Here is a 20,631-nt window from a genome sequence, read left to right as displayed (position 1 = left end):
GTGCGCATCCTCACATCGATGAGTAGGCGACGATGCCTCGACGAACGCCGTCGAGAGCCTGCCGAGCGGTACGGGCCAGGGTCGCGTCTTCGGCGACGATCGACAACTGATCGAGCAGGTCGATGGTCTGCTTCGTCCAGCGAACGAAGTCGCCGGCCGCCATGTCGGCATCCACGAGCACGCGATCGAGCATCCCGCCGCGCGCCCATGAGTGCATTGCGCCCGCCAGGCCGGAGGCCAGCGGCTCAGAACCCGGAAGCTGGTGGTCCTTCTCGAGGTCGTCGAGCTCCGCCCACAGCGTGGACGTCTTCTGATAGGCGATCCGGAACGCCCCGCGCGGCAGGTTCCGCTCTCCGGAGTTCGCCTCGTCCCTACGCGGTTCGTACACCAGACAGCACGCCATGGCGGCGAGAGACGGCGCATCGAGATTCCGCCACAACCCTTGACGCAGGCTCTCCGCCACGAGGAGGTCACGCTCTCCGTAGATGCGGCGCATCGTGCGTCCGGCATCCGTCAGCCGCAGTCCCCCGCCGGCGTCGTCGTCCCCGCGCTGCAGGTAGTCCAGCGTCTCGAGCACCTCCACGACCCGGTCGAACACGCGCGCGACCGTACCCGTCCGGGTCTCGATCTGACGGCGGATGCGGTCGGTCTGACGCTTCAGCTTCCAGTAACGCTCTGCCCAGCGGGCGTGCGCCTCACGATCGGGACAGCGATGGCAGCCGTGCCGCTGCATCTGGGTACGCAGCGACTGGATCCGCTTCATGCGCTTGTCGCGGGCCGCCCTTGGGGCCTGGGAGTCCTGTCGGTTCTTCTTCTCGAGGTCGCTCAGCTCACGGCGGATGGCCGAGTACTCGGCGAAGTCACCGTGGTCGCACTGCATGGACGCGAGATAGCCCTCGAGCGAGGCATCCGCTTCCCGGACCTGACGCGCGAGCCCGACGACCGCCCGGTCGGCCTGGAACTGGGCGAAGGACGACTCGAGGATCTGTCGCGCACGCTCGCGACCGAAGAGATCGATGAGGTTGACCGCCATGTTGTAGGTCGGGCGGAAACTCGAGTTGAGCGGGTAGGTGCGACGCGACGCGAGAGCGGCGACCGCCTGCGGATCCATGCCCTCGGTCCATTGGACGACGGCGTGGCCCTCGACGTCGATGCCACGGCGTCCCGCCCGACCCGTGAGCTGGGTGTACTCCCCCGACGTGATGGCGACTCTGGCCTCGCCGTTGAACTTCTCCATCTTCTCGAGAACGACCGTGCGAGCCGGCATGTTGATGCCGAGCGCGAGCGTCTCCGTCGCGAAGACGACCTTGACCAGTTTGCGCTGGAACAGCTCTTCGACGACCTCTTTGAAAGCAGGGAGGAGCCCTGCGTGATGCGCGGCGACGCCGCGTTCGAGATTCTCCAGCCACTCCCAGTAGCCGAGAACACCGAGATCCTCATCCTGCAGCGAGCGGGTGCGATCCTCGACGATGGCACGGATCTCGGCGCGCTCTTCCGTCGAGGTCAGACGCAGACCGGAGCGCCGCACCTGCTGGACTGCGGCATCGCAGCCGACTCGGCTGAAGATGAAGAAGATCGCGGGGAGCAGATTCGCTCCGTCCAGCAGATGCACGACGTCGGGCCGGTCCATCCGCTCGATGCGTCGGGCGTTCGGACGATGCCCCCCGCGCTGCGGACGATTCGCCTGGCGTCCGGCGTGCCGATTGCTGCGGTACGACTGAGCCTGCCGATTGCTCTCGAACCGTTGACCGGTGAAGGAACGCATGCGCACGAGCTCCTGATTCACCTGTGCCGTCGCGACGCCGGCTCGATCGTCGAACAGCGGCAGGAAATCGTCGCGCACGAGCACATGCTGTTCGAGCGGCACCGGCCTGATCTCCGAGACGATCACCTCGGTGTCGCCGCGAACCGTGTCCAACCAGTCGCCGAACTCCTCGGCGTTCGACACCGTCGCGCTGAGCGAGACGAGGCGCACGTGCGACGGGAGGTGGATGATGACCTCTTCCCACACCGCACCGCGGAAGCGGTCGGCGAGGTAGTGCACCTCGTCCATGACGACGAACCTCAGGTCGCGCAGCGCCGGGGAGTCGGCGTAGATCATGTTGCGCAGCACCTCGGTCGTCATGACGACGATCCGGGCGTTGCCGTTGATGTTCGTGTCGCCCGTGAGCAGCCCCACGTCGTCGGGCCCGTAGACGTCGACGAGCTCTCGGAACTTCTGGTTCGAGAGCGCCTTCATCGGTGTCGTGTAGAACGCCTTGTCACTCGGCGTCTGCATCGCCAGGTGGATCGCGAACTCGCCGACGATGGTCTTTCCCGCTCCCGTCGGGGCGGCGACGAGCACGCTGTTCCCGTTCTCGAGGGCGTGGCAGCCGGCGATCTGGAACTCGTCGAGATCGAATCTCTGACGCGCGGCGAACGCGCGCGTGTGCGGATGCTCTGATGCCTGACGCGCGGCCGCGTATCGCTCTGCCGGCGAACTCATGCGGAGTCGGTGGCGATGGTACCAGCGGCCAGATCGCGCTTGCGCTTGCGTCGGTCGAACAGCATCGACAGGAAGGTCGCTGCGAAGTAGAGCACGATCATCGACACCATGAGCAGGAGCATCGAAAACACGTCAGCCGGTGGCGTCGTGACGGCGGCGAAGATGGTGCAGATCAGTACTGCGATCCGCCAGCCCTTGAGGATCTCCCGACCGGAGACGATCCCCGCGAGGTTCAAGGCGACGAGGAAGACCGGCAGCACGAATGCGATTCCGACCACGAGAAGGAACTTGAACACGAAGTCGTAGTAGCCGGAGTAGTCGTAGAACTGCGCCATCCCTGTAGGCACGAAGGTCGCCATGATCTCGATCACATGCGGCAGCACGAGGAAGGCGACGGTGCAGCCGCCGAAGAACAGCGGGATCGCGGCCCCCAGAAAGCCCCAGGTGTACTGGGTTTCCTTCTTGGTGAGACCGGGCATGATGAACGCCCACACCTGCCACAGCCACACGGGTGCGGAGATGATCAGGCCGATGGCGAAGGCGATCCGCATGCGCAGATCGAAGCCGCTCGTGACGGTGGTGAAGTTCAGGGCCGTGTATTCACGGCCGGACTCCTCAGCGATCGTGTGGATCGGCACCGAAAGCAGATCGATGATCGGCCCGGTGATGATAAAGGCGATGACCATGCCGACCACGAGCGCCGCAGCAGCGATCATGAGCCGTTTCCGCAGCTCTCTCAGGTGCGCCGACAGCGACATGCGGCTATCGTGACTCGGCGTCGTTCCCTGATCCGCGGATTCCAACGCGGACACGCGTTATGCGGAACGTGGCGGCTGGCCGGGGTCGGCCTCACGAGCGAGCGGAACATCCGTCGCGGACGCAGATGCGGCCGGTGCAGCCGAGTCGTCGGTGTCGTCGTTCTTCATCGCCTTCATCTCGCCCTTGAAGACTCGAGCGGACTGACCGAGGCTCTTGGCGAGCGCCGGCAGCTTCGCCGCGCCGAAAAGCAGCAGGATGACGGCGAGGATGATCAGCAGATGTGGCCAACCGAAAGCGCCCATGATTCTCCTTCGTCGTTTTCTCAAGTCTAACCGGCGTCGGCCGCATCGGGGTACCGGTACAGCGCGAGTCCCGCATCCGCCCATTCCCGGGCGGCAGCGCGCGCCAGACCGGGTTCGACGACCTCGAGCGCTCCTCCGAACCGTGCGGCGATGCGCTTCACGCTGCGCGGATCGGCCATGCGCAGGCGCACGACGACGTCGTCGCCGTCGGCGCTGGCGTTATCGGCGGTGAGGAAGGCACCGAGCAGCGGAGCGAGTCGCGACGGCAGCCGGACCACGACCTCGCCGTCCTCGGCGTCGGTCGAGAAGGCGTCGGGGACGTGCTCGCCGTGGTGCGTGATCGGGATGTCGGTCAGCCGCGGATCGCTGACACGGTCGAGATGGAACGTGCGCATTGCCTGACGCAAGTGGCACCAGCCCTGCAGGTACCACTGCGCATTGGTGATGAGGATCTGCACCGGGTCGACCGTGCGTGTGGTGGGTTCGGCATCCGGCGCCTGATAGGTGAACGAGAGCGCCACACCCTCCTGAAGTCCGCGCGCGACCGCCTCGCGGACCTCGTCGACGCGGCTCGGAGCGACGACCACCTCGGCCGGAGCATCCGCCGCACCGCGCGACAGCTTCGAGATCAGTCCGCTGACGAGACCGGTGTCGGACACCGCCGGCACGGCGGCGACCATCTGCAGGCCGGCGAGCAGGGCCGCAGCCTCTCGCGCCGTGAACCGGGGGACTCGCCGCAGAGCCACGTCGTTCGTGATCTCGATGACGTCCTCATCGTCGAGCAGGTCCCAGTTGATGTCGAACATCTCCTGAGGTTGCTGCCAGAAGCCGGAATCGCCCGGAAGGCCGATCACGGTCAGCTTCTCGACCATCCGTCGCATCTCCTCTCGGGAGACGCCGAACTCGGCGGCGGCCTCGTCGAGCGACACCTGGCCGTGTTCGAGCAGGTACGGAACGAGGGTCAGATAGAGCCGCACCCGATCGGATGCGAGCAGGGGCTTGCGCGCGCGACTCATGCGGGTGCCTCCGAGTTCGCAGCGCTGACGGCTCGCAGGCGCCGGATGACCGCGTCGCGAAGCGTCTCGGGCTCGACGACACGCACCTCCGGCCCGTAAGAGGCGAGCTCGTCGGCCAAGATGTGCAGGTCGACGAACGGCACTCGGATGCCCTGCGGCGCGGGTGTGGCGCGACGACCGAGCCGAAGCGCAGCCTCGGTGCCCGGCGTGACCTCGAGCAGGGCGGAGTTGCGTGCGGCGACCTCTTCGAGGCCGGCGATCGCGCGCTCCCCCGCACCCTCGCGCAGCCGCGGGTCGAACTCCTCGTCGGTGATGGTGACGGCGCCGACGATGCGGCTGAGCAGGAACATCCGATCGTCGTGGACTCCGAGGTCTACGCCGAAGACGTGCCAGCGCGCCTCGTAGTCGACGAGAGCGAGCGGCTGGATGCGGCGGCGCCGTGCGCTCGGATCCCCGGGCTTGAGGTAGTCGAACCCGACGACGCGACTCTTCTCGATCGCCTCCTGCAGACCGGTGAACGACGGATCCTGCGCGGTGATGCGCGGCGCGAAACCGATGATGGGCTCGTCGCCGTCGATGCCCAGCGCGCGGATCTTGCGCACGCCAGCCTGAGCGTCGCCGGAGCCGGACTCCGCGCTCCACACGCTGCCGGCCAGCTGCAGAACAGCGAGCTCCGCCGCGGTGAACTCGATGTCGTCGGGCAGGTCGTATTCCGCCTGCGGAATGCGATAGCGGGCCTCGCGCAGGTCGTTCGGGTCGGCAGCATCGCCGATCGTCTCGACCGGGATGCCGAGGGCACGCAGATCGTCCTTGTCCCGCTCGAACATCTTCTCGAGCGCGTCCGCTCTCGTGCCGGCATCCGCTCGCTGGCGGTATCCGGAGACGTTGTCGAGGATCTGCTGCTTCGTGAGCCCCACCTCCGTCGCCATCAGAGCGACGACGAGGTTCGTCAGCCGCTCCTCCGCCGGGATGCGGGCCGCCATCACTGCCCCGGAGTCGTCACAGCACCCAGGATGTCCACGACGTAGGCGGTGGCACTCGCGCCATCGGCCGCGGGGGTGACCACGAGAACCTGCGAACCGACGGTCTCACCCAGGAGGGCTTCTGCCACGGTCGGAGCCGTGGACTGCAGATCGAGGATCGGCGTCGTGCCCCAGCTCGTGTTCTGGACCTTCTTGTCGTCCCAGCCCACGGCGGTGACGTTGAGGATGAGCGCCTGTGTCTCGTCGACCTTCGCGCCGTCGCCCTTGATGAGGGTCTGCTGGACCAGCTCGGTAGGGGCGTCAGCGTCGGGGATGATCACTCCGGGCGTGCCATCGGGGGCGCGTACGACTGTGGGGAGACCGCGCGCGTCGTTGAACTGCAGCGAGCCCTCGGCCTTGGAGAGATAGGTCTGCAGCACGTCGATCACGACGATCGCCCGGTCGTCGGCGCCGAGACCGACGCTCGAGGCCGAGGCTGCTCCGAAGTCCTCGGGGGTCAGGGAGGCGACCACGCGGGAGCCGCCCGTGATGCACTCGAACACGTCGGCCATGCCGGGCGACTCGGCGGCCCAGTTCGCAATGTTCGACAGGCTTCCGGATCCGGACTCGTAGGTCGTCGCGAACACCTGCTCACCGGTGCTGCCGCTGTAGATCGACATCTGCAGCTGCATGACCTGCTGATCGTCGACCACCGGGGCGCCGTCGCCGACGATGACATCGGTATACGCGCTCTCGGCGTTCTCGACGGGCGAGTAGATCGTGACATCAGGCGCATCGCCGAGCTCACCGGTCACGGTCACCGCGTTCTCGATGCCGTTCGCGTGCGAGGTGCGATCGCACGCGGCACCGGCGAAGTTCGCCGACGCGGAGCATCCGGTCAGAGCGATGGCGGCAAGGCTGAGAGAGGCCAGAACGGCGGACGTTTTACGCACGCTCTCCAGTCTATTCCGTCGCCGACGTCGAATCGCGCGAAGCGGTGGCCTGCCGCGCGCCGTCGGCCGCCTTCGCGGCCTCGCGCACCCGCTTGCGCAGGTTCTTGTCGCTGATCTCGCGGTCTCCGACAGCGCCGGGCGTCCACAGCTCGACGTCTTCGTCGCCATAGCTGCTCTTGGATGCACGACGCTTCACCGTCGGTGCGATCGCACCGGGAGCGAGACGTCGCGCCGTCAGCAGGAAGCCCGTGTGGGCGACCATACGGTGATCGGGACGCACCGCAAGACCTTCCACATGCCAGCCGCGCACCATCGTCTCCGAGGCGTCCGGCTCCGTGAACAGGCCGGTACCGCGGATGTACTCCGCGACACGCGACAGCTGCGTGGCCGTGGCGATGTAGCAGAGCACCACTCCCCCAGGGGTGAGAGCGTCGGCGACGACGTCCATGCACTCCCACGGGGCCAGCATGTCGAGCACGACGCGGTCGACGGATCCGGGTTCGAACTGCGTGGGAAGCTCCTCCGCGAGGTCTCCCACGACGACCTCCCAGGTGGAAGGGGTGTCGCCGAAGAACGTCGCGACATTGCCCCGTGCGACCTCCGCGAAGTCCTCGCGCCGCTCGAACGACACCAGACGACCCGCAGGTCCGACCGCGCGCAGCAGCGACAGTGAGAGCGCGCCCGAGCCGACGCCGGCTTCGACGACGACGGCTCCGGGGAAGACATCTGCCTGCATCACGATCTGCGCGGCGTCCTTGGGATAGACGATCGCCGCGCCTCGCGGCATCGACATCGCGAAGTCGCGAAGCAGGGGACGCAGCGCGAGATAGTCGTGACCCGAGCTGTTCGCGACGACGGAGCCGTCGGGCAGCCCGATGAGATCGCGGTGCCGCAGCACACCGTGGTGCGTGTGGAGTTCGCCGTCGGCGCGCAGCGTGACGGTGTGGAGCCGCCCCTTCGGGCCGGTCAGCTGCACGCGGTCTCCCTCACGGAAGGGGCCACTGGGGCGCTGGGCTCCGGGTTCGGTCATCGGGTGGCTCCTGTCAGAGTGGTCTGGCGGATGAACAGATCGGTGAGGTCGGTCGCCGTGCGGCCTTCGAGGGTGGGCCACAGCTCGTGCGCACCGACGTCGTCGAGTGAGACGATGTGGGGCACTCCCAATGTCACGGCTCCTGAGGCGAGGCCTGCGCGCAGCCCCGTGGGAGAGTCCTCGATGACGACGGCGTCGGCGATGTCGATGCCGAGCAGGCCGGCAGCGTGCAGATAGGGCTCCGGGTGCGGCTTCGGGTTGGTCACATCGTCTCCGGCGACGACCGTGTCGAAGGCGGTGAAACCGATGAGATCCACCACGCTGAGCGCCATACGCCGCAGCGACATCGTGACCAGGCCGGTGCGGATGCCGGCCTCGCGGAGGTCCTGAAGGAGCTCCCTCGCGCCGGGGCGGAACGGCACTCCCTCCGTGCGCAACAGCTGCTGAACGGCATCCGTCAGGTGCGCGATGATCTCCTCGGCGGCCATCGCGACACCTGCGCGCTGGAGGATCACCGCACTGTCGATGAGACCGTTCCCGACGAGCTGGAGAGCATCTTCGTGGGTCCACGTTCCGCCGAAGGATTCGACGAGCGCCGTCTCCGCCGCCATCCAATACGGTTCGGTGTCGACGAGTGTTCCATCCATGTCCCAGAGGACCGCGCTCGGCTTCCTGCTCACCGAACCATGTTAGCCGTGGCGCCGCCTCGGCCCTGCCGGGCCGACTAGCCTGGAAGGATATCCGTCCGACTCATCGAAGGGAGATCACGATGGATGTTCTCGGTTCACGGATCATCATCGCGGCCTTCGATGGCTGGAACGATGCGGGGGAGGCTGCCAGCGGTGCGATCGCCGCTCTGCGCGAGATGAGCGAGTACGACCTCGTTCACTCGGTCGATCCCGAGTTGTACTTCGACTACCAGTACACGCGTCCGGCGACCAGGATGGATGCCGATGGGCGCCGCCGACTCACCTGGCCCGAGGCCGGTCTGTGGCGTCCGCGGGATCCCGGCCCCGGCCCCGAGCTCTGGCTGCTCACGGGTGTCGAGCCCGCACGCACCTGGCAGGCGTTCGCCTCCGAGTTCATCGATGTCGCGCTCCGCGACGACGTGACGGGGCTCGTCACCCTCGGGGCGATGCTCGCGGACGTTCCGCACACCCGGCCGATCTCGGTCTTCGCGTCGAGCCAGAACGATGAGATGCGCGAGTCGCAGGCCCTGGAGAAGTCGACGTACGAGGGACCGGTCGGCATCCTCAGCGTCTTCGAGCACTTCGCCGAGAACGCCGGCATCCCCACGGCCAGTCTCTGGGCCAGCGTCCCGCATTACGTCGCGAGTGCGACGCCCTCACCCAAGGTCACCCTCGCGCTGCTCGATCGCCTCGAGGAGCTGACGGGTGTCGACGTGCCGCGCGATCGCCTTCGGACGGATGCCGCCGCATGGGAGGCGTCGATCGACGCGGCGGCCGCTGACGACGAGGACATGACCGAGTACATCCGCCAACTGGAGCGCACGCGCGACACCTGGGACTCGCCCGACGCGTCCGGTGACGCGATCGCGCAGGCGTTCGAGCGCTACCTGCGCCGTCGCGGCGAGGGCCCCGGCGACCTCAAGCGCTGATCACTCCGGTTCCGAGCAGGATCAGCAGCGCGGTTCCGAGCAGGATCCGGTAGATCACGAACGGCAGGAAGCTGCGCTTCGAGATCCAGTTCATGAAGAACGCGATCACGCCGAGCGCGACGACGAAGGCGATGCCTGTGGCCGCGAGCGTCTCGCCGAAGGAGAAGTGCTGGTTCGGCTCGTCCCAGCTCTTGTAGACCTGGTAGAAGCCGCTGCCGAACACCGCGGGGATCGCGAGCAGGAACGCGTAGCGGGCGGCGGCTGCGCGCTCGTAGCCGAGGAAGAGTCCCATCGTGATCGTTCCCCCCGAGCGGGAGACACCGGGGATCAGCGCGAGCGCCTGAGCGAAGCCGTACGCGACGCCGTGCGGGTAGGTCAGCTGATCGAGTTTCCGGCGCTTGGCGCCGACGTGATCGGCGACGCCCAGCAGCACACCGAACACGATCAGCATGATCGCGACGATCCACAGGGAGCGCAGCACGCTCTCGATCTGATCCTGGAAGAGCAGCCCGAGCAGGACGATCGGGATGCTGCCGATGATGATCAGCCAGCCCATGCGGGCGTCAGGGTCGTTGCGCGGGATCCTGCCTGCGAGCGAGCGGAACCAGGCCGACACGATGCGGACGATGTCACGCCAGAAGAACACCACGACGGCCGCCTCGGTGCCGATCTGGGTGATGGCGGTGAAAGCTGCTCCCGGGTCCTCTCCGGACGGGAGGAATCCACCGATGATGCGCAGGTGCGCGCTGGAGGAGATCGGCAGGAACTCGGTGAGTCCCTGGACGATGCCGAGGATGAGCGCTTCGAACAGGTGCATGGGGGCCTTCGGGTCGTGCCGGCGCAGCCGGAGCGGATGCTCAGTACGAGCGCAGCAGATCGGCCAGCACCCGCTGGCCGAAGACAAGAGAGTCTACGGGGACACGCTCATCGACTCCGTGGAACATTCCTGTGAAGTCCAGATCCGCCGGCAGCCGCAGTGGGGCGAATCCATAGCCGGTGATGTCGAGGGTGGCGAGAGCCTTGTTGTCGGTGCCGGCCCCGAGCAGATACGGGATCACCGGGACGCCGGGGTCGTGCTCACCGATGCTCGCGACCATCGCCTCGACGAGGCCGCCCTCGAACGGCGTCTCCATACCGATGTCCTGCACGACGATCTCGATCGAGATGTCATCGCCGACGATCTGGTGGAGCTCGGCCAGGACGTCATCCTCGGTGCCGGGGATCACCCGGACGTCGATCAGGGCCTCCGCACGCTCCGGGATCACGTTGTGCTTGTACCCCGCGGTCAGCGCCGTCGGGTTCGTCGTGGTGCGGAACGTCGAGCGCAGGAACGCCTCGGCCGGTCCCGCCGCAGCGGCGAGAGCATCCGGATCGTCCGTCGAACGCCCGGTGAGCTCGCCGAGACCGGCGAGCAGGGCCTCGGTCGTCGGGGTGAGCAGGATCGGCCACCGGGTGCGCCCGATCGCGGCGACCGCTTCGGAGAGCTTCGTGACGGCGTTGTCGTCGTGCAGGCGACTGCCGTGGCCGGCCCGCCCCTTGGCGACGAGGCGGATCCAGATCATCGCCTTCTCCCCCACCTGCAGGAGGTAGGCGCGGCGGTCGTCGACGGTGATCGAGTAGCCGCCGACCTCGCTGATCGCCTCGGTCGCGCCGGCGAACCACTCGGGCTTGTCACGGACGACGAGCGCCGACCCTTCGACCCCACCGTTCTCCTCGTCGGCGAAGAACGCGAGGATCAGGTCGCGCTCTGGTCGCTCCCCCGCCCTCAGGATGTCCGCGACAGCGGTGAGGATCATCGCGTCCATGTTCTTCATGTCCACCGCGCCTCGACCCCACAGCATCCCGTCACGCACTTCGCCCGCGAACGGGTCGACGGACCAGTCCTCCGCCATCGCCGGGACCACATCGAGATGGCCGTGGACGACGAGCGCCGGCTTCGTGCGGTCGCGTCCGGGTACGCGAGCCATGACGTTCGTCCGGCGGTCGATGGGCTCGTAGTACTCGACGTCGAGGCCGAGCTCCTCGAGGTACCGGCCGACGTACTCGGCGGCCTCGCGCTCGCCCTTGGCGTTGCCGCCTCCGAAGTTCGACGTGTCGATCCGGATGAGGTCCTGAGCGATGCGGACGACCTCGGGCAGCTGCTCTGTCATGGGATCCAGGCTATCGAACGGCCGTGGCGCGCCCGGGAATCGCTGTCGGTTTCGGTGTGCGCTCAACCGCGTGCTAATGTAAATCTTCGTTCGGCAACGAACAATCCAACACCTGCGCGGGTGGCGGAATGGTAGACGCGCTAGCTTGAGGTGCTAGTGCCCGATAGGGCGTGGGGGTTCAAGTCCCCCTCCGCGCACAGACAAGAGGTCTGGGAACTCCGGTTCCCAGACCTCTTTCTCGTTGTGCGAGCGCACCGGCTGGAGAGCGGCGGCCATCGTCGGCTGGATGCGGGATGCTAGTCCCCTTCGGGCTGCAGGTCGCGTCCGCCAGCGGCATCCCGCAGACGCCGACGGATGCGCGAGGCGATGAACCACAGCACCAGGAGGGCGATCGCCCCGACGGCAATGTTCGAGATGAGCCCGCTCCACTGCTCCAGCACCGGCTTGATCGTCGGGCCGAACGCGTAGCCCAGACCGATCCAGATGCCGTTCCATATCGCCGAGCCGAGGGTCGTGTACAGAGCGAAGCTCCAGACCCGCATCCGCTCGATGCCGGCGGGGATCGAGATGAACGACCTCACAAGGGGGACGCAGCGGCCGAACAGCACCGCTCGCGCACCCCAGCGCGCGAAGAACGCCTCGGCCTTGTCGAAGTCGGCATGGTCGAGCAGCGGAATGCGTCCGACGAGGCGTCGGGTGCGGTCGCGACCGATCGCCGCACCGATCGCATACCAGATCAGCGCACCCACGAGGACTCCGACCGTCGCCGCCGCCCATGCACCCCAGAAGTTCATCCGTCCCTCGTACGCGAGGAATCCGGCGACAGGGAGGATCGCTTCCGAGGGGATCGGCGGGACGAACGTCTCGATCAGCACGGCGAGTCCGACTCCGAGCTCGCCGAGCGAGTCGATCAAACCGAGCACCCACCCGACGAAGCCCTCGTACTCCGGGGCGGCGGATGCGGAAAGGGGAAGGGTCTGGCTCATCGTGTCCTCGGTCGTGGGGATCGCGGTGGTCCCCGACACCGTACCCTGCTCCCCTGGCACGCTCCTGCGAGCGTGCCGAGAGCGCGCGCGAGATCGGTCCTAGACCGCGCCCACGCCGAACACGAGGCCGAGCACGTACGTGACCGCTGCGGCACCGAACCCGATCGCCAGCTGGCGCAGGGCCCGGCGCAGCGGAGGTCCGCCCGAGAGGATGCCGACCATCGCTCCGGTCGAGAGCAGCGCGATGCCGACGAGCACGAGTGCGACGACGACCGCCGTCGTCCCCTGCAGCCCGAAGATCCACGGCAGCACGGGGACGATCGCGCCGGAGGCGAAGAGCAGGAAGCTCGAGATCGCCGCTGTCCAGTCGCTGCCGACGATCTCGTGATCGTCGCCCTGCACACGCACCGGTCCGGTGACCGCGCGGGCCGCGCCGGCGCGCGCGGCGTCCACCACTCGCCGTGCGCGGACGAGCGCCTCCTCTGCCTCCATGCCACGAGCACGATAGACGAGCGCGAGCTCGTTCTCATCGATGTCGAGATCGCCCGCAGTCGCGTCGGCATCTTCGTTCGCCTCGGTCGCGGCGAGCAGCTCACGCTGCGACCGCACCGAGACGAACTCCCCCGCCCCCATCGACAGTGCGCCGGCGAGAAGCCCTGCGATGCCACTGAAGAGCACGAATCCGCTGCTCACCCCGGTCGCACCGATCCCCAGCACCAGTGCGAGGTTGCTCACCAGGCCGTCGTTGGCGCCGAAGACCGCGGCGCGGAACGATCCCGACAGCCGACGTCGGCCGCGCGCGGCGAGTCCGCGGACGACCTCGTGATGCACCTTCTCGTCGGCGCGCATGGCGGGGGTGGCCCAGACCTCCGCGTCATACGGCGAGCGGGCCTCGGCGCTCTGCGCGAGTGCGAGGACGAAGATGGATCCGAACCGCCCGGCCATCCAGCCGAGAGCCCGCGAGCGGATGCCGGCGGGTGGGAGTCGTTTCGGCTCTCCGCCCAACAGATCGAGCCAGTGCTGCTCGTGTCGGCGCTCGGCGTCTGCCAGGCCGAGCAGGATCTGCTGCTCCTCACCGGTGCGACGGGCGGCGAGCTTCTGGTACACGAATCCCTCGGCGCGCTCTTCGACGAGGTAGCGGGCCCATCGTCGACGGTCAGCGGCAGTGGGCTCTGTCGTGGGCGCAGTCATAGGAATCCTTGATGTCGAGGCGGTGATTCCACGCTAGCCCGCGAGGCGCGCACGACAACTCGAAAACCATAAGTTGCCAGGTTTTCGGGGTTCCGAAGCTCAGGAGCGCACGCGCTTGCGCAGCACGTCGATCCGCGACTGCAGCTGGGTGACCGTCGCCTGCGCCACCGCGGGGCCGCCGCAGATCCGGCGGAGCTCGGCGTGCACCGATCCGTGCGGCTCGCCCTTCTGCCGCGCGTAGAGGCCGACCAGGCTGTTCAGCAGCTGACGCTGCTCCTTGAGCGTGCGGTGGAGGGGGGCGGGCAGGGTCGTCGTGTCATCCGGCCCTGCCTTCGCCTCGCGAGCTTCGCGCAGCTTCGACTGGCGGGCCTGTCGCTGCATGAGCAGATCGTGGACGTGCTCGGGTTCGAGGAGTCCGGGAAAGCCGATGAACTCCTCCTCCTCGGGGGTGCCGGGTTCGGCGAGCTGACCGAACTCCTGCCCCTCGAAGACGAGCCGATCGAAGTGCGCCACGGACGACAGCGCCTGATAACTGAACTCCTGCTGCAGCGCGTCGGATGCCTCGTCCTCGCGGTTCGCGCTCTCCAGCAGCGAGTCCTCGAGACCGTCGTCATCCTTGGACTGCCGATCGAGGGCGTGATCACGTTGCTTGTCCATCTCGTTCGCGAGGCCCATGAGCACGGGGACCTGCGGGAGGAACACGCTGGCCGCCTCGCCGCGTCGTCGTGCCCGCACGAACCGGCCGATGGCCTGGGCGAAGAACAGCGGAGTGGATGACGACGTCGCGTAGACGCCGACCGCGAGCCGCGGGACGTCGACGCCCTCCGACACCATGCGCACCGCGACCATCCATCGGTCGTCGCTCGCGCTGAACTTCTCGATGCGTTCGGATGCCGTCGCGTCGTCGGAGAGCACGATGGTCGGCTGCTGCCGGGTGATGCTGTGCAGGATCTTCGCGTAGGCGCGCGCGACCGTCTGGTCGGTGGCCAGCACGAGGCCACCGGCATCCGGCACGTGATGACGGATCTCAGTGAGACGGCGGTCCGCGGCCGACAGCACAGCTGGCATCCAGTCGCCCTCGGGATCCAGCGCCGTGCGCCAGGCCTGCGAGGTGACGTCCTTCGTGTTGTCCTGCCCGAGATGGGTCTCGAGCTCGTCGCCACTGGTCGTGCGCCAGCGCATCTTGCCCGCGTACATGTGGAACAGCACGGGGCGGACGACGCCGTCGGCGAGAGCACGGCCGTATCCGTAGTTGTAGTCGGTGTGCGAGATGCGCGCACCGGACTCGTCGGGGTGGTACTCGACGAACGGGATCGGCGCGGTGTCGCTGCGGAACGGTGTGCCCGACAGCAGCAGACGGCGCTTCGCGGGACCATAGGCATCACGGATCGCGTCGCCCCAGCTGAGCGCGTCACCCCCGTGATGCACCTCGTCGAGGATGACGAGGGTCTGCGCATCCTCGGTGAGATGACGGTGCACGGACGACTTCGCGGCGACCTGCGCGTAGGTGACGACTGCGCCGTGATAGTGCCGTGCCGGTGCCCAGTCGCTGTTGCGGAAACGGGGGTCGAGACGGATGTGCACGCGGGCGGCCGCGTCGGCCCACTGCGTCTTGAGGTGCTCGGTCGGGGCGACGACGATGATGCGGTTGACCTCGCCGATCTTCATCAGTTCGACGGCGAGGGTCAGCGCGAAGGTCGTCTTTCCTGCGCCGGGGGTGGCGGCGACGAGGAAATCCCGCTGATCGGCCTGGAAGTACTGCTCCAGGGCTTCTTGCTGCCACGCCCGGAGCTTGCTGGCGGTACCCCATGGAGCGCGCTGGGGAAAGGACGGAGAAAGCATCGATACAACGATAATCGCTGCCTCCGACACCGTCCGCGCGCTCCCTCGTTCTGTGGATGGCGAGTAGGCTCAGACACTGCGTCGCCGCGATCCGCGGACGGCGCGCGTTCGCGAAGGAGAGCGGGATGACCGACCAGGATTCGACCCGGACCCCCTATGTGGCCAACGAGAACCCGCACCCGTGGCGACGTTTCGTCGCAGTGGGCGACTCGTTCACCGAGGGCGTCGGCGATCCCGATCCCTCGGTGGCCGGCAGCCATCGAGGGTGGGCCGATCGGGTGGCGGAAGTCCTCGCCCGCCAGGTCGACGACTTCGCCTACGCGAACCTCGCCGTGCGCGGCAAGCTGATCGCCCAGATCGTCGAGGATCAGATCGAGCCGGCGATCGCGCTGCGCCCCGATCTGATCTCGATCTGCGCCGGCGGCAACGACGTCATCCGCCCCGGTACCGACCCCGACCACATCTCGGAGCAGTTGGAGGACGCCGTCGCGCGGCTCTCCTCGACGGGCGCCGCCGTGCTGCTCTTCACCGGCATCGACACGGCCTTCACTCCCGTCTTCCGACCGTTCCGCGGCAAGGTGGCGATCTACAACGAGAACGTCCGGGCGATCGCCGAACGCCATGACTGCATCGTCGCCGATCAGTGGTCGCTGAAGACCGTACAGGATCCTCGTTTCTTCGACGACGACCGCCTGCACTACAACGCCCTCGGGCATCACGAGGTCGCACGCATGGTGCTGCGGGCGCTGAACGTGCCGAACGAACTCGAGGCGATGCAGCCCGAACCCTTCCCCGTGCGAACGTGGCGGGAGGCTCGCGCCGAGGACCTCGGGTGGGCACGGGAGCACCTCGTGCCGTGGGTGCTGCGACGTCTGCGTCACCAGTCGTCGGGCGATCTGGTCGTAGCGAAGCGTCCGGAGCCCTCCCCCGTGGTGATTCACAAGGGCGACTGAGGGCGTAGTTCCCAGAGCGCGACGGATGCGGCCGCAGCCACGTTGAGCGAATCGACGTCGCCTCTCATCGGAATGGTCACCACGACGTCCGCGCTCGAGAGCGCCTGACGACTGAGCCCGTCTCCTTCTGAGCCCATCAGCAGCGCGACCTTGGACGGCCGTGCGGCGGAGTACTCGTCGAGCGGCACCGCCGCGTCGGACAGAGCCAGAGCGGCCAACTCGATGCCCGCCCGGTGAAGTTCGGACACCGCGTCATCCCAGCCGTCGATGCGCGTCCACGGAACCTGGAAGACGGTGCCCATGCTGACCCGCACGCTTCGCCGATACAGCGGGTCCGCGCAGCGCGGCGAGACGAGCACGGCGTCGGCACCGAGGGCCGCTGCCGCGCGAAACGCCGCGCCGACGTTGGTGTGGTCCCCGATGTTCTCCAGCACCAGCACGAGCCGCGCGTCTCCGACGAGCTCGGCCACCGAGGGCAGGGACGGTCGGTGCATCGACGCCAGCGCACCGCGATGCACCGCGAACCCTGTCACCGTCTCGGCGACGGCATCCGGAACGACGTAGACGGGCACGCCTCGCTCGCCGAGCAGAGCGGCGATCCCGTCGAGCCATCTGCGCTGCACCATCACCGCGCGGGGCGCGTGTCCGGCCGCGACAGCGCGCTCGATGACCTTGGCCGACTCGGCGATGTACAGGCCGCCGGCCGGCTCGATCTTCGCCCGCAGCGCGGTGTCGGTGAGCGACCGGAAGTCGTCCAGTCGCGGGTCGTCCGCGTCGGCGAGTTCGAAGATCTCCATGGTGATCCACTCTGGCACGCGCGTGAACCTCCACCGGCACGGGCACCGTAGACTCGGTGCGGGAGGTGCGGTGGCAGGCACGACAGGTGAAGGACTGGACGCGCGTATCGCGCACGCAGCGGAGCTGCTCCGCGGCAGGCGCATCGCCCTCCTCACCGGCGCCGGCATCTCGACGGACTCCGGGATCCCCGCGTATCGCGGAGAGGGTGCGCGCACCCGTTCGGATCCCATGACGATCCAGCGCTATCTGAGCGATGAAGCCGCGCGGCGCCGGTACTGGGTCGGCGGGCATCTCGGCTGGCGGGCCTTCGCCGCCGCAGAGCCCAACGCAGGACACGACGCTCTGGCTTCGATGGAGAGCGCCGGCATCGTCACGGGAGTGATCACCCAGAACGTCGACGGACTGCACCTGCGCGCCGGTAGCTCGCACGTGATCGAAGTCCACGGAACGATGCGCCGGGTGCTCTGCCTGCACTGCGGTCAGGTCTTCGACCGTCGGGACATCGCGACCCAGATCGAGCAGAGCAACCCCTGGATCGCCGTCCCTGAGAACGTGCGTCTCGCACCCGACGGCGACGTGCTGCCCGAAAGCACCGACGGATTCATCGTGCCGGTGTGCACCGTCTGCGAAGGGATGCTGAAGCCGGACGTCGTGTTCTTCGGCGAGTTCGTCCCGCAGGACAGGTTCAAGGCAGCCGAGTCGCTGCTGAGGGCGAGCGATGCGTTGATCGTCGCCGGATCCTCCCTCGTCGTGAACTCGGGTGTGCGGCTTGTGGAGCGCGCCCGGCGGCGCAGCATCCCGCTCATCATCGTCAATCGTGAGCCGACTCGCGCCGACCCGTGGGCGCACGTGACGCTCGCAGCGGGCACGAGCACGGTTCTCCCCGCACTCCAGGAGCTTCTCTCGTGACTCTTCTCACTCTCGTCCGCCACGGCCAGACCGACTGGAACCTCGCCCGACGCATCCAGGGCTCGACCGACATCCCGCTGAACGAGAAGGGCAGAGCGGATGCTCTCACAGCGGCGGCCGCGCTCGGTGGGACGGCGCATCACGTCATCTTCGCCAGTCCGCTGGTGCGCGCCCGCGAGACCGCAGAGATCATCGCCGCCGAGCTCGGTCTCGACGGACCGGAGCTCGACCACGACCTGCGCGAACGCGAGTTCGGCGAGGGCGAGGGGATGCTCGTGCCCGACTACATCGAGAAGTACGGCGACTGGCACGCTCCCGTGCCGGGCGCCGAGACGCTGGAGGAAGTCGGCGAACGCGCGCTGGCGGCTCTGGATCGGATCGCCAGGGCGTCTCGCCGACGCTCCGCGCCCGAGGCCGAGTCCGTGATCGTCGTCGCCCACGGCGGCGTGATCCGGGCGCTGATCGACCACGTCTCCGGGGGGACGCTGCCGCGCCCAGGAGATGTGCTGGCGAACGGCTCGGTGCACCGCTTCGAAGCGTCGCCCGGCTCGCTGCGATTGCTCGATCAGGCGCAGCTCGTCTGACGCGCCGGTCCCTGAGCGAGCGGAGCGAGACGAAGGGTCTTCGTGGCGGATCATCCTTCGTCCCGTCGCCGCGCTCCTCGCTCAGGAACCGGAGGACCGCTCCAGGATCGAGCGGGCGTGCCGAAGGACGGGTTCGTCGATCATCCGGCCGTCGAAGCGGAACACGCCACGTTCTGACTCGGCTGCGGTGAGCACCTCACGAGCCCAGGCGACCGATGCCTCATCGGGGCGGTACGCCTTCCGGATGGTCGCGACCTGCGAGGGATGGATGCAGGCGGTCGCGCGGAAGCCCGAGGCCGCGGCATCCGTCGCCGCAATCGAGAGGCCGTCGAGGTCTGCGATCTCGACGTGCACGGCATCGATCGCGGCCTTCCCCTGCGCCGCGGACTCGATGAGCACCCGCGAACGCGCGTAGCGCGCCACGTCGCGATACGCACCGGAAGCCGTCCGGCTGGAGGTGCCGCCCATCGAGGCCACCAGGTCCTCCGCGCCCCACATCATCGCGGACACCAAGGGATGAGCGGCGATCCGATCGGCCGCATGCACCCCCCTGGCCGTCTCGCACAGTGCGATGAGAGAGATCCCGTCTTCGAAGGCGTCCAGCGCCTCGGCGGACTCCGCCTTCGCGACCATCACGGTGCGGTAGGGCGTGTCGGCGAGAGCCCGAAGATCCTCGACGAATGCGTCGGTGCCCGGGGCGTTCACACGGACGATCACGCGCTCGGCGGCGAGGTCCGACGAGACGATATGCGCGCGGGCGGCCTGCTTCGCGTCTGGCAGCACCGCATCCTCCAGATCAAGGATCACGGCATCCGCCTTGGCGAGTGCCCCCGAGAAGCGGTCGGGCCGGTCGGCGGGGCAGAAGAGCAGAGCGGGGCCGAGCGAGAAGGTCATGCCGATCACGCTATCCGTTGAGTCCGAGCGCCCGTGCGATGACGAGCAGCTGCACCTCGGTCGTCCCCTCTCCGATCTCGAGGATCTTCGAATCGCGATAGTGACGGGCGACGGGGAACTCGTTCATGAAGCCGTTGCCTCCGAAGATCTGCGTCGCGTCTCGCGCGTTGTCCATCGCCGCCTCACCTGACACGAGCTTCGCGATCGCCGCCTGCTCCGCGAAGGGCTTCCCCGCGTCGCGCAGACGCGCCGCATGGTGCCATGCGAGACGAGCGGTGTGCACACGCGCCCGCATGCGCGCGAGCGTGAACTGCGCGTTCTGACGCGTGCTGAGCGCACTGCCGAAGACCGTGCGACTGCGGGCGTAGTCGACAGCGGCCTCGAGACAGCCCTCGGCCGCGCCCGTCGCGAGGGCGGCGATCGCGATGCGCCCCTCGTCGAGAATGCTGAGGAAGTTCCGGAATCCACTCCCCCGCGTGCCGAGCAGATTCGCCTCCGGGACTCTCGCTCCGGCGAAGGTCAGAGGATGCGTGTCAGAGGCGTTCCACCCGACCTTGTCATAGGCGGGTTCGACCGTGAATCCCGGCGTGCCGTTCGGGACGATGATCGTGGAGATCTCCTTGCGTCCGTCGGTCGTTCCGGTGACCGCGGTGACGGTCACGAAGCGCGTGATGGATGTCCCGGAGTTCGTGATGAACTGCTTGGTCCCGTCGACGACCCACTCGCCGCCATCGAGATGAGCGGTCGTCCGCGTGGCACCGGCATCACTGCCGGCCTCGGGTTCGGTGAGGCCGAACCCCGCCAGTGCGCGCCCGGCGAGCAGGTCGGGGAGGAACTCCTGCTTCTGCTCTTCGGTGCCGAAGCGGAAGACCGGCATCGCTCCGAGACTCACGCCCGCTTCCAGCGTGATCGCGATCGACTGATCCACCCGGCCCAATGCCTCGATCGCCAGGCCGAGAGCCATGTAGTCGCCGCCCTGGCCTCCGTACTCCTCAGGGAACGGCAGGCCGAACAGCCCGAGCTCGCCCATCTGCGCCACGACGCCCATCGGCAGCGTGTGGGTGCGGTCCGCTTCGTAGGATCGCGGGGCGACCACCGTGTCGGCGAATTCCCGCACCATCGCCGCGAGCTCGCGCTCCTCGTCCGTGAGGTCGTCCATCATCGGTCCTCCTCGCCGCTTCTCGTCATCGAGAGCGCTG

At 67.9% G+C, this 20,631-nt stretch carries 20 protein-coding genes and 1 tRNA gene; 5 read left to right on the top strand and 16 right to left on the bottom strand.

The genetic code is table 11. From position 1 onward, the window contains the following. Positions 1–10: 10 nt before the first annotated feature. The 8 genes from ACI3KS_RS07185 to ACI3KS_RS07150 are packed head-to-tail and all read right to left on the bottom strand — an operon-like array spanning position 11 to position 8,187. Positions 11–2,485: a DEAD/DEAH box helicase gene (locus ACI3KS_RS07185; RefSeq protein ID WP_404916683.1), complete on the bottom strand. Its 2,475-nt coding sequence runs from the start codon at positions 2,483–2,485 to the stop codon at positions 11–13. Continuing rightward, complete coding sequence (gene tatC, locus ACI3KS_RS07180; RefSeq protein ID WP_404916681.1) at positions 2,482–3,243, bottom strand: twin-arginine translocase subunit TatC; 762 nt, start codon at positions 3,241–3,243, stop codon at positions 2,482–2,484. The genes ACI3KS_RS07185 and tatC overlap by 4 nt, the downstream gene beginning before the upstream one ends. Before the next feature lie 57 nt (positions 3,244–3,300). Then, positions 3,301–3,546: a Sec-independent protein translocase subunit TatA gene (tatA, locus tag ACI3KS_RS07175; protein WP_404916679.1), complete on the bottom strand. Its 246-nt coding sequence runs from the start codon at positions 3,544–3,546 to the stop codon at positions 3,301–3,303. A gap of 26 nt (positions 3,547–3,572) precedes the next feature. After that, positions 3,573–4,562 (bottom strand): helix-turn-helix transcriptional regulator, encoded by a 990-nt coding sequence (locus ACI3KS_RS07170; RefSeq protein WP_404916677.1) that lies wholly within the window; start codon positions 4,560–4,562, stop codon positions 3,573–3,575. Then, the gene (locus ACI3KS_RS07165; RefSeq protein ID WP_404916675.1) at positions 4,559–5,545 is read right to left on the bottom strand and encodes a helix-turn-helix transcriptional regulator; all 987 of its coding nucleotides are present in this window, start codon (positions 5,543–5,545) and stop codon (positions 4,559–4,561) included. Before ACI3KS_RS07165 ends, ACI3KS_RS07170 begins: the two co-directional genes overlap by 4 nt. Then, entirely contained in the window at positions 5,545–6,477 is a 933-nt protein-coding gene (locus ACI3KS_RS07160; protein WP_404916673.1) for a hypothetical protein, read from the bottom strand. The genes ACI3KS_RS07165 and ACI3KS_RS07160 overlap by 1 nt, the downstream gene beginning before the upstream one ends. A 10-nt stretch (positions 6,478–6,487) precedes the next feature. After that, positions 6,488–7,507, bottom strand: coding sequence for a tRNA (adenine-N1)-methyltransferase (locus ACI3KS_RS07155; protein WP_404916671.1), 1,020 nt, complete (start codon positions 7,505–7,507; stop codon positions 6,488–6,490). Further along, the gene (locus ACI3KS_RS07150; RefSeq protein ID WP_404916669.1) at positions 7,504–8,187 is read right to left on the bottom strand and encodes an HAD family hydrolase; all 684 of its coding nucleotides are present in this window, start codon (positions 8,185–8,187) and stop codon (positions 7,504–7,506) included. Before ACI3KS_RS07150 ends, ACI3KS_RS07155 begins: the two co-directional genes overlap by 4 nt. A gap of 89 nt (positions 8,188–8,276) precedes the next feature. On the opposite strand from ACI3KS_RS07150, the gene ACI3KS_RS07145 reads away from it, so the two are divergent. Continuing rightward, complete coding sequence (locus ACI3KS_RS07145) at positions 8,277–9,125, top strand: PAC2 family protein (protein WP_404916667.1); 849 nt, start codon at positions 8,277–8,279, stop codon at positions 9,123–9,125. On the opposite strand, the gene ACI3KS_RS07140 is transcribed toward ACI3KS_RS07145, so the two are convergent. Together ACI3KS_RS07140 and ACI3KS_RS07135 are read right to left on the bottom strand one after the other, a co-directional pair. Continuing rightward, positions 9,115–9,942 (bottom strand): undecaprenyl-diphosphate phosphatase, encoded by an 828-nt coding sequence (locus tag ACI3KS_RS07140; protein ID WP_404916665.1) that lies wholly within the window; start codon positions 9,940–9,942, stop codon positions 9,115–9,117. The two genes, ACI3KS_RS07145 and ACI3KS_RS07140, sit on opposite strands and share 11 nt — an antisense overlap. Positions 9,943–9,982: 40 nt before the next feature. Beyond that, on the bottom strand, positions 9,983–11,275 hold the full coding sequence (locus ACI3KS_RS07135) for a M20/M25/M40 family metallo-hydrolase (protein ID WP_404916663.1): 1,293 nt from the start codon (positions 11,273–11,275) through the stop codon (positions 9,983–9,985). 114 nt (positions 11,276–11,389) lie between these two features. Between ACI3KS_RS07135 and ACI3KS_RS07130 the strand changes: the two genes are divergently transcribed. Continuing rightward, positions 11,390–11,472: transfer RNA gene (locus ACI3KS_RS07130), tRNA-Leu, on the top strand. 99 nt (positions 11,473–11,571) lie between these two features. Here ACI3KS_RS07130 and ACI3KS_RS07125 read toward each other — a convergent pair. The 3 genes from ACI3KS_RS07125 to ACI3KS_RS07115 form a co-directional block, all read right to left on the bottom strand. After that, the gene (locus tag ACI3KS_RS07125) at positions 11,572–12,261 is read right to left on the bottom strand and encodes a DedA family protein (RefSeq protein WP_404916841.1); all 690 of its coding nucleotides are present in this window, start codon (positions 12,259–12,261) and stop codon (positions 11,572–11,574) included. A gap of 99 nt (positions 12,262–12,360) precedes the next feature. After that, complete coding sequence (locus ACI3KS_RS07120) at positions 12,361–13,452, bottom strand: VIT1/CCC1 family protein (protein ID WP_404916661.1); 1,092 nt, start codon at positions 13,450–13,452, stop codon at positions 12,361–12,363. Between the two features lie 99 nt (positions 13,453–13,551). Continuing rightward, positions 13,552–15,294, bottom strand: coding sequence for a DEAD/DEAH box helicase (locus ACI3KS_RS07115; protein ID WP_404916659.1), 1,743 nt, complete (start codon positions 15,292–15,294; stop codon positions 13,552–13,554). 125 nt (positions 15,295–15,419) lie between these two features. Here ACI3KS_RS07115 and ACI3KS_RS07110 point away from each other — a divergent pair, with 125 nt between their 5' ends. Then, entirely contained in the window at positions 15,420–16,247 is an 828-nt protein-coding gene (locus tag ACI3KS_RS07110; RefSeq protein ID WP_404916657.1) for an SGNH/GDSL hydrolase family protein, read from the top strand. Here ACI3KS_RS07110 and ACI3KS_RS07105 read toward each other — a convergent pair. Beyond that, complete coding sequence (locus ACI3KS_RS07105; RefSeq protein ID WP_404916839.1) at positions 16,232–17,044, bottom strand: TrmH family RNA methyltransferase; 813 nt, start codon at positions 17,042–17,044, stop codon at positions 16,232–16,234. The two genes, ACI3KS_RS07110 and ACI3KS_RS07105, sit on opposite strands and share 16 nt — an antisense overlap. A gap of 70 nt (positions 17,045–17,114) precedes the next feature. On the opposite strand from ACI3KS_RS07105, the gene ACI3KS_RS07100 reads away from it, so the two are divergent. Together ACI3KS_RS07100 and ACI3KS_RS07095 are read left to right on the top strand one after the other, a co-directional pair. Beyond that, the gene (locus ACI3KS_RS07100; RefSeq protein ID WP_404916655.1) at positions 17,115–17,954 is read left to right on the top strand and encodes a Sir2 family NAD-dependent protein deacetylase; all 840 of its coding nucleotides are present in this window, start codon (positions 17,115–17,117) and stop codon (positions 17,952–17,954) included. After that, positions 17,951–18,538: a histidine phosphatase family protein gene (locus tag ACI3KS_RS07095; RefSeq protein WP_404916653.1), complete on the top strand. Its 588-nt coding sequence runs from the start codon at positions 17,951–17,953 to the stop codon at positions 18,536–18,538. The genes ACI3KS_RS07100 and ACI3KS_RS07095 overlap by 4 nt, the downstream gene beginning before the upstream one ends. Positions 18,539–18,619: 81 nt before the next feature. Here ACI3KS_RS07095 and ACI3KS_RS07090 read toward each other — a convergent pair whose 3' ends face one another. Then, positions 18,620–19,432 carry an HpcH/HpaI aldolase/citrate lyase family protein gene (locus ACI3KS_RS07090; protein ID WP_404916651.1) on the bottom strand — a complete coding sequence of 271 codons (813 nt, stop codon included), beginning with the start codon at positions 19,430–19,432 and terminating at the stop codon, positions 18,620–18,622. Between the two features lie 10 nt (positions 19,433–19,442). After that, positions 19,443–20,591, bottom strand: a complete 1,149-nt coding sequence (locus tag ACI3KS_RS07085) for an acyl-CoA dehydrogenase family protein (protein WP_404916837.1) — start codon at positions 20,589–20,591, stop codon at positions 19,443–19,445. Between the last annotated feature and the right edge of the window lie 40 nt (positions 20,592–20,631).

This window comes from Microbacterium sp. ZW T5_45, from assembly GCF_044987415.1.
Lineage (GTDB): Bacteria > Actinomycetota > Actinomycetes > Actinomycetales > Microbacteriaceae > Microbacterium.
Note: the sequence above shows the minus strand (reverse complement) of the source record. Positions and strands in the feature narration are given on the sequence as shown.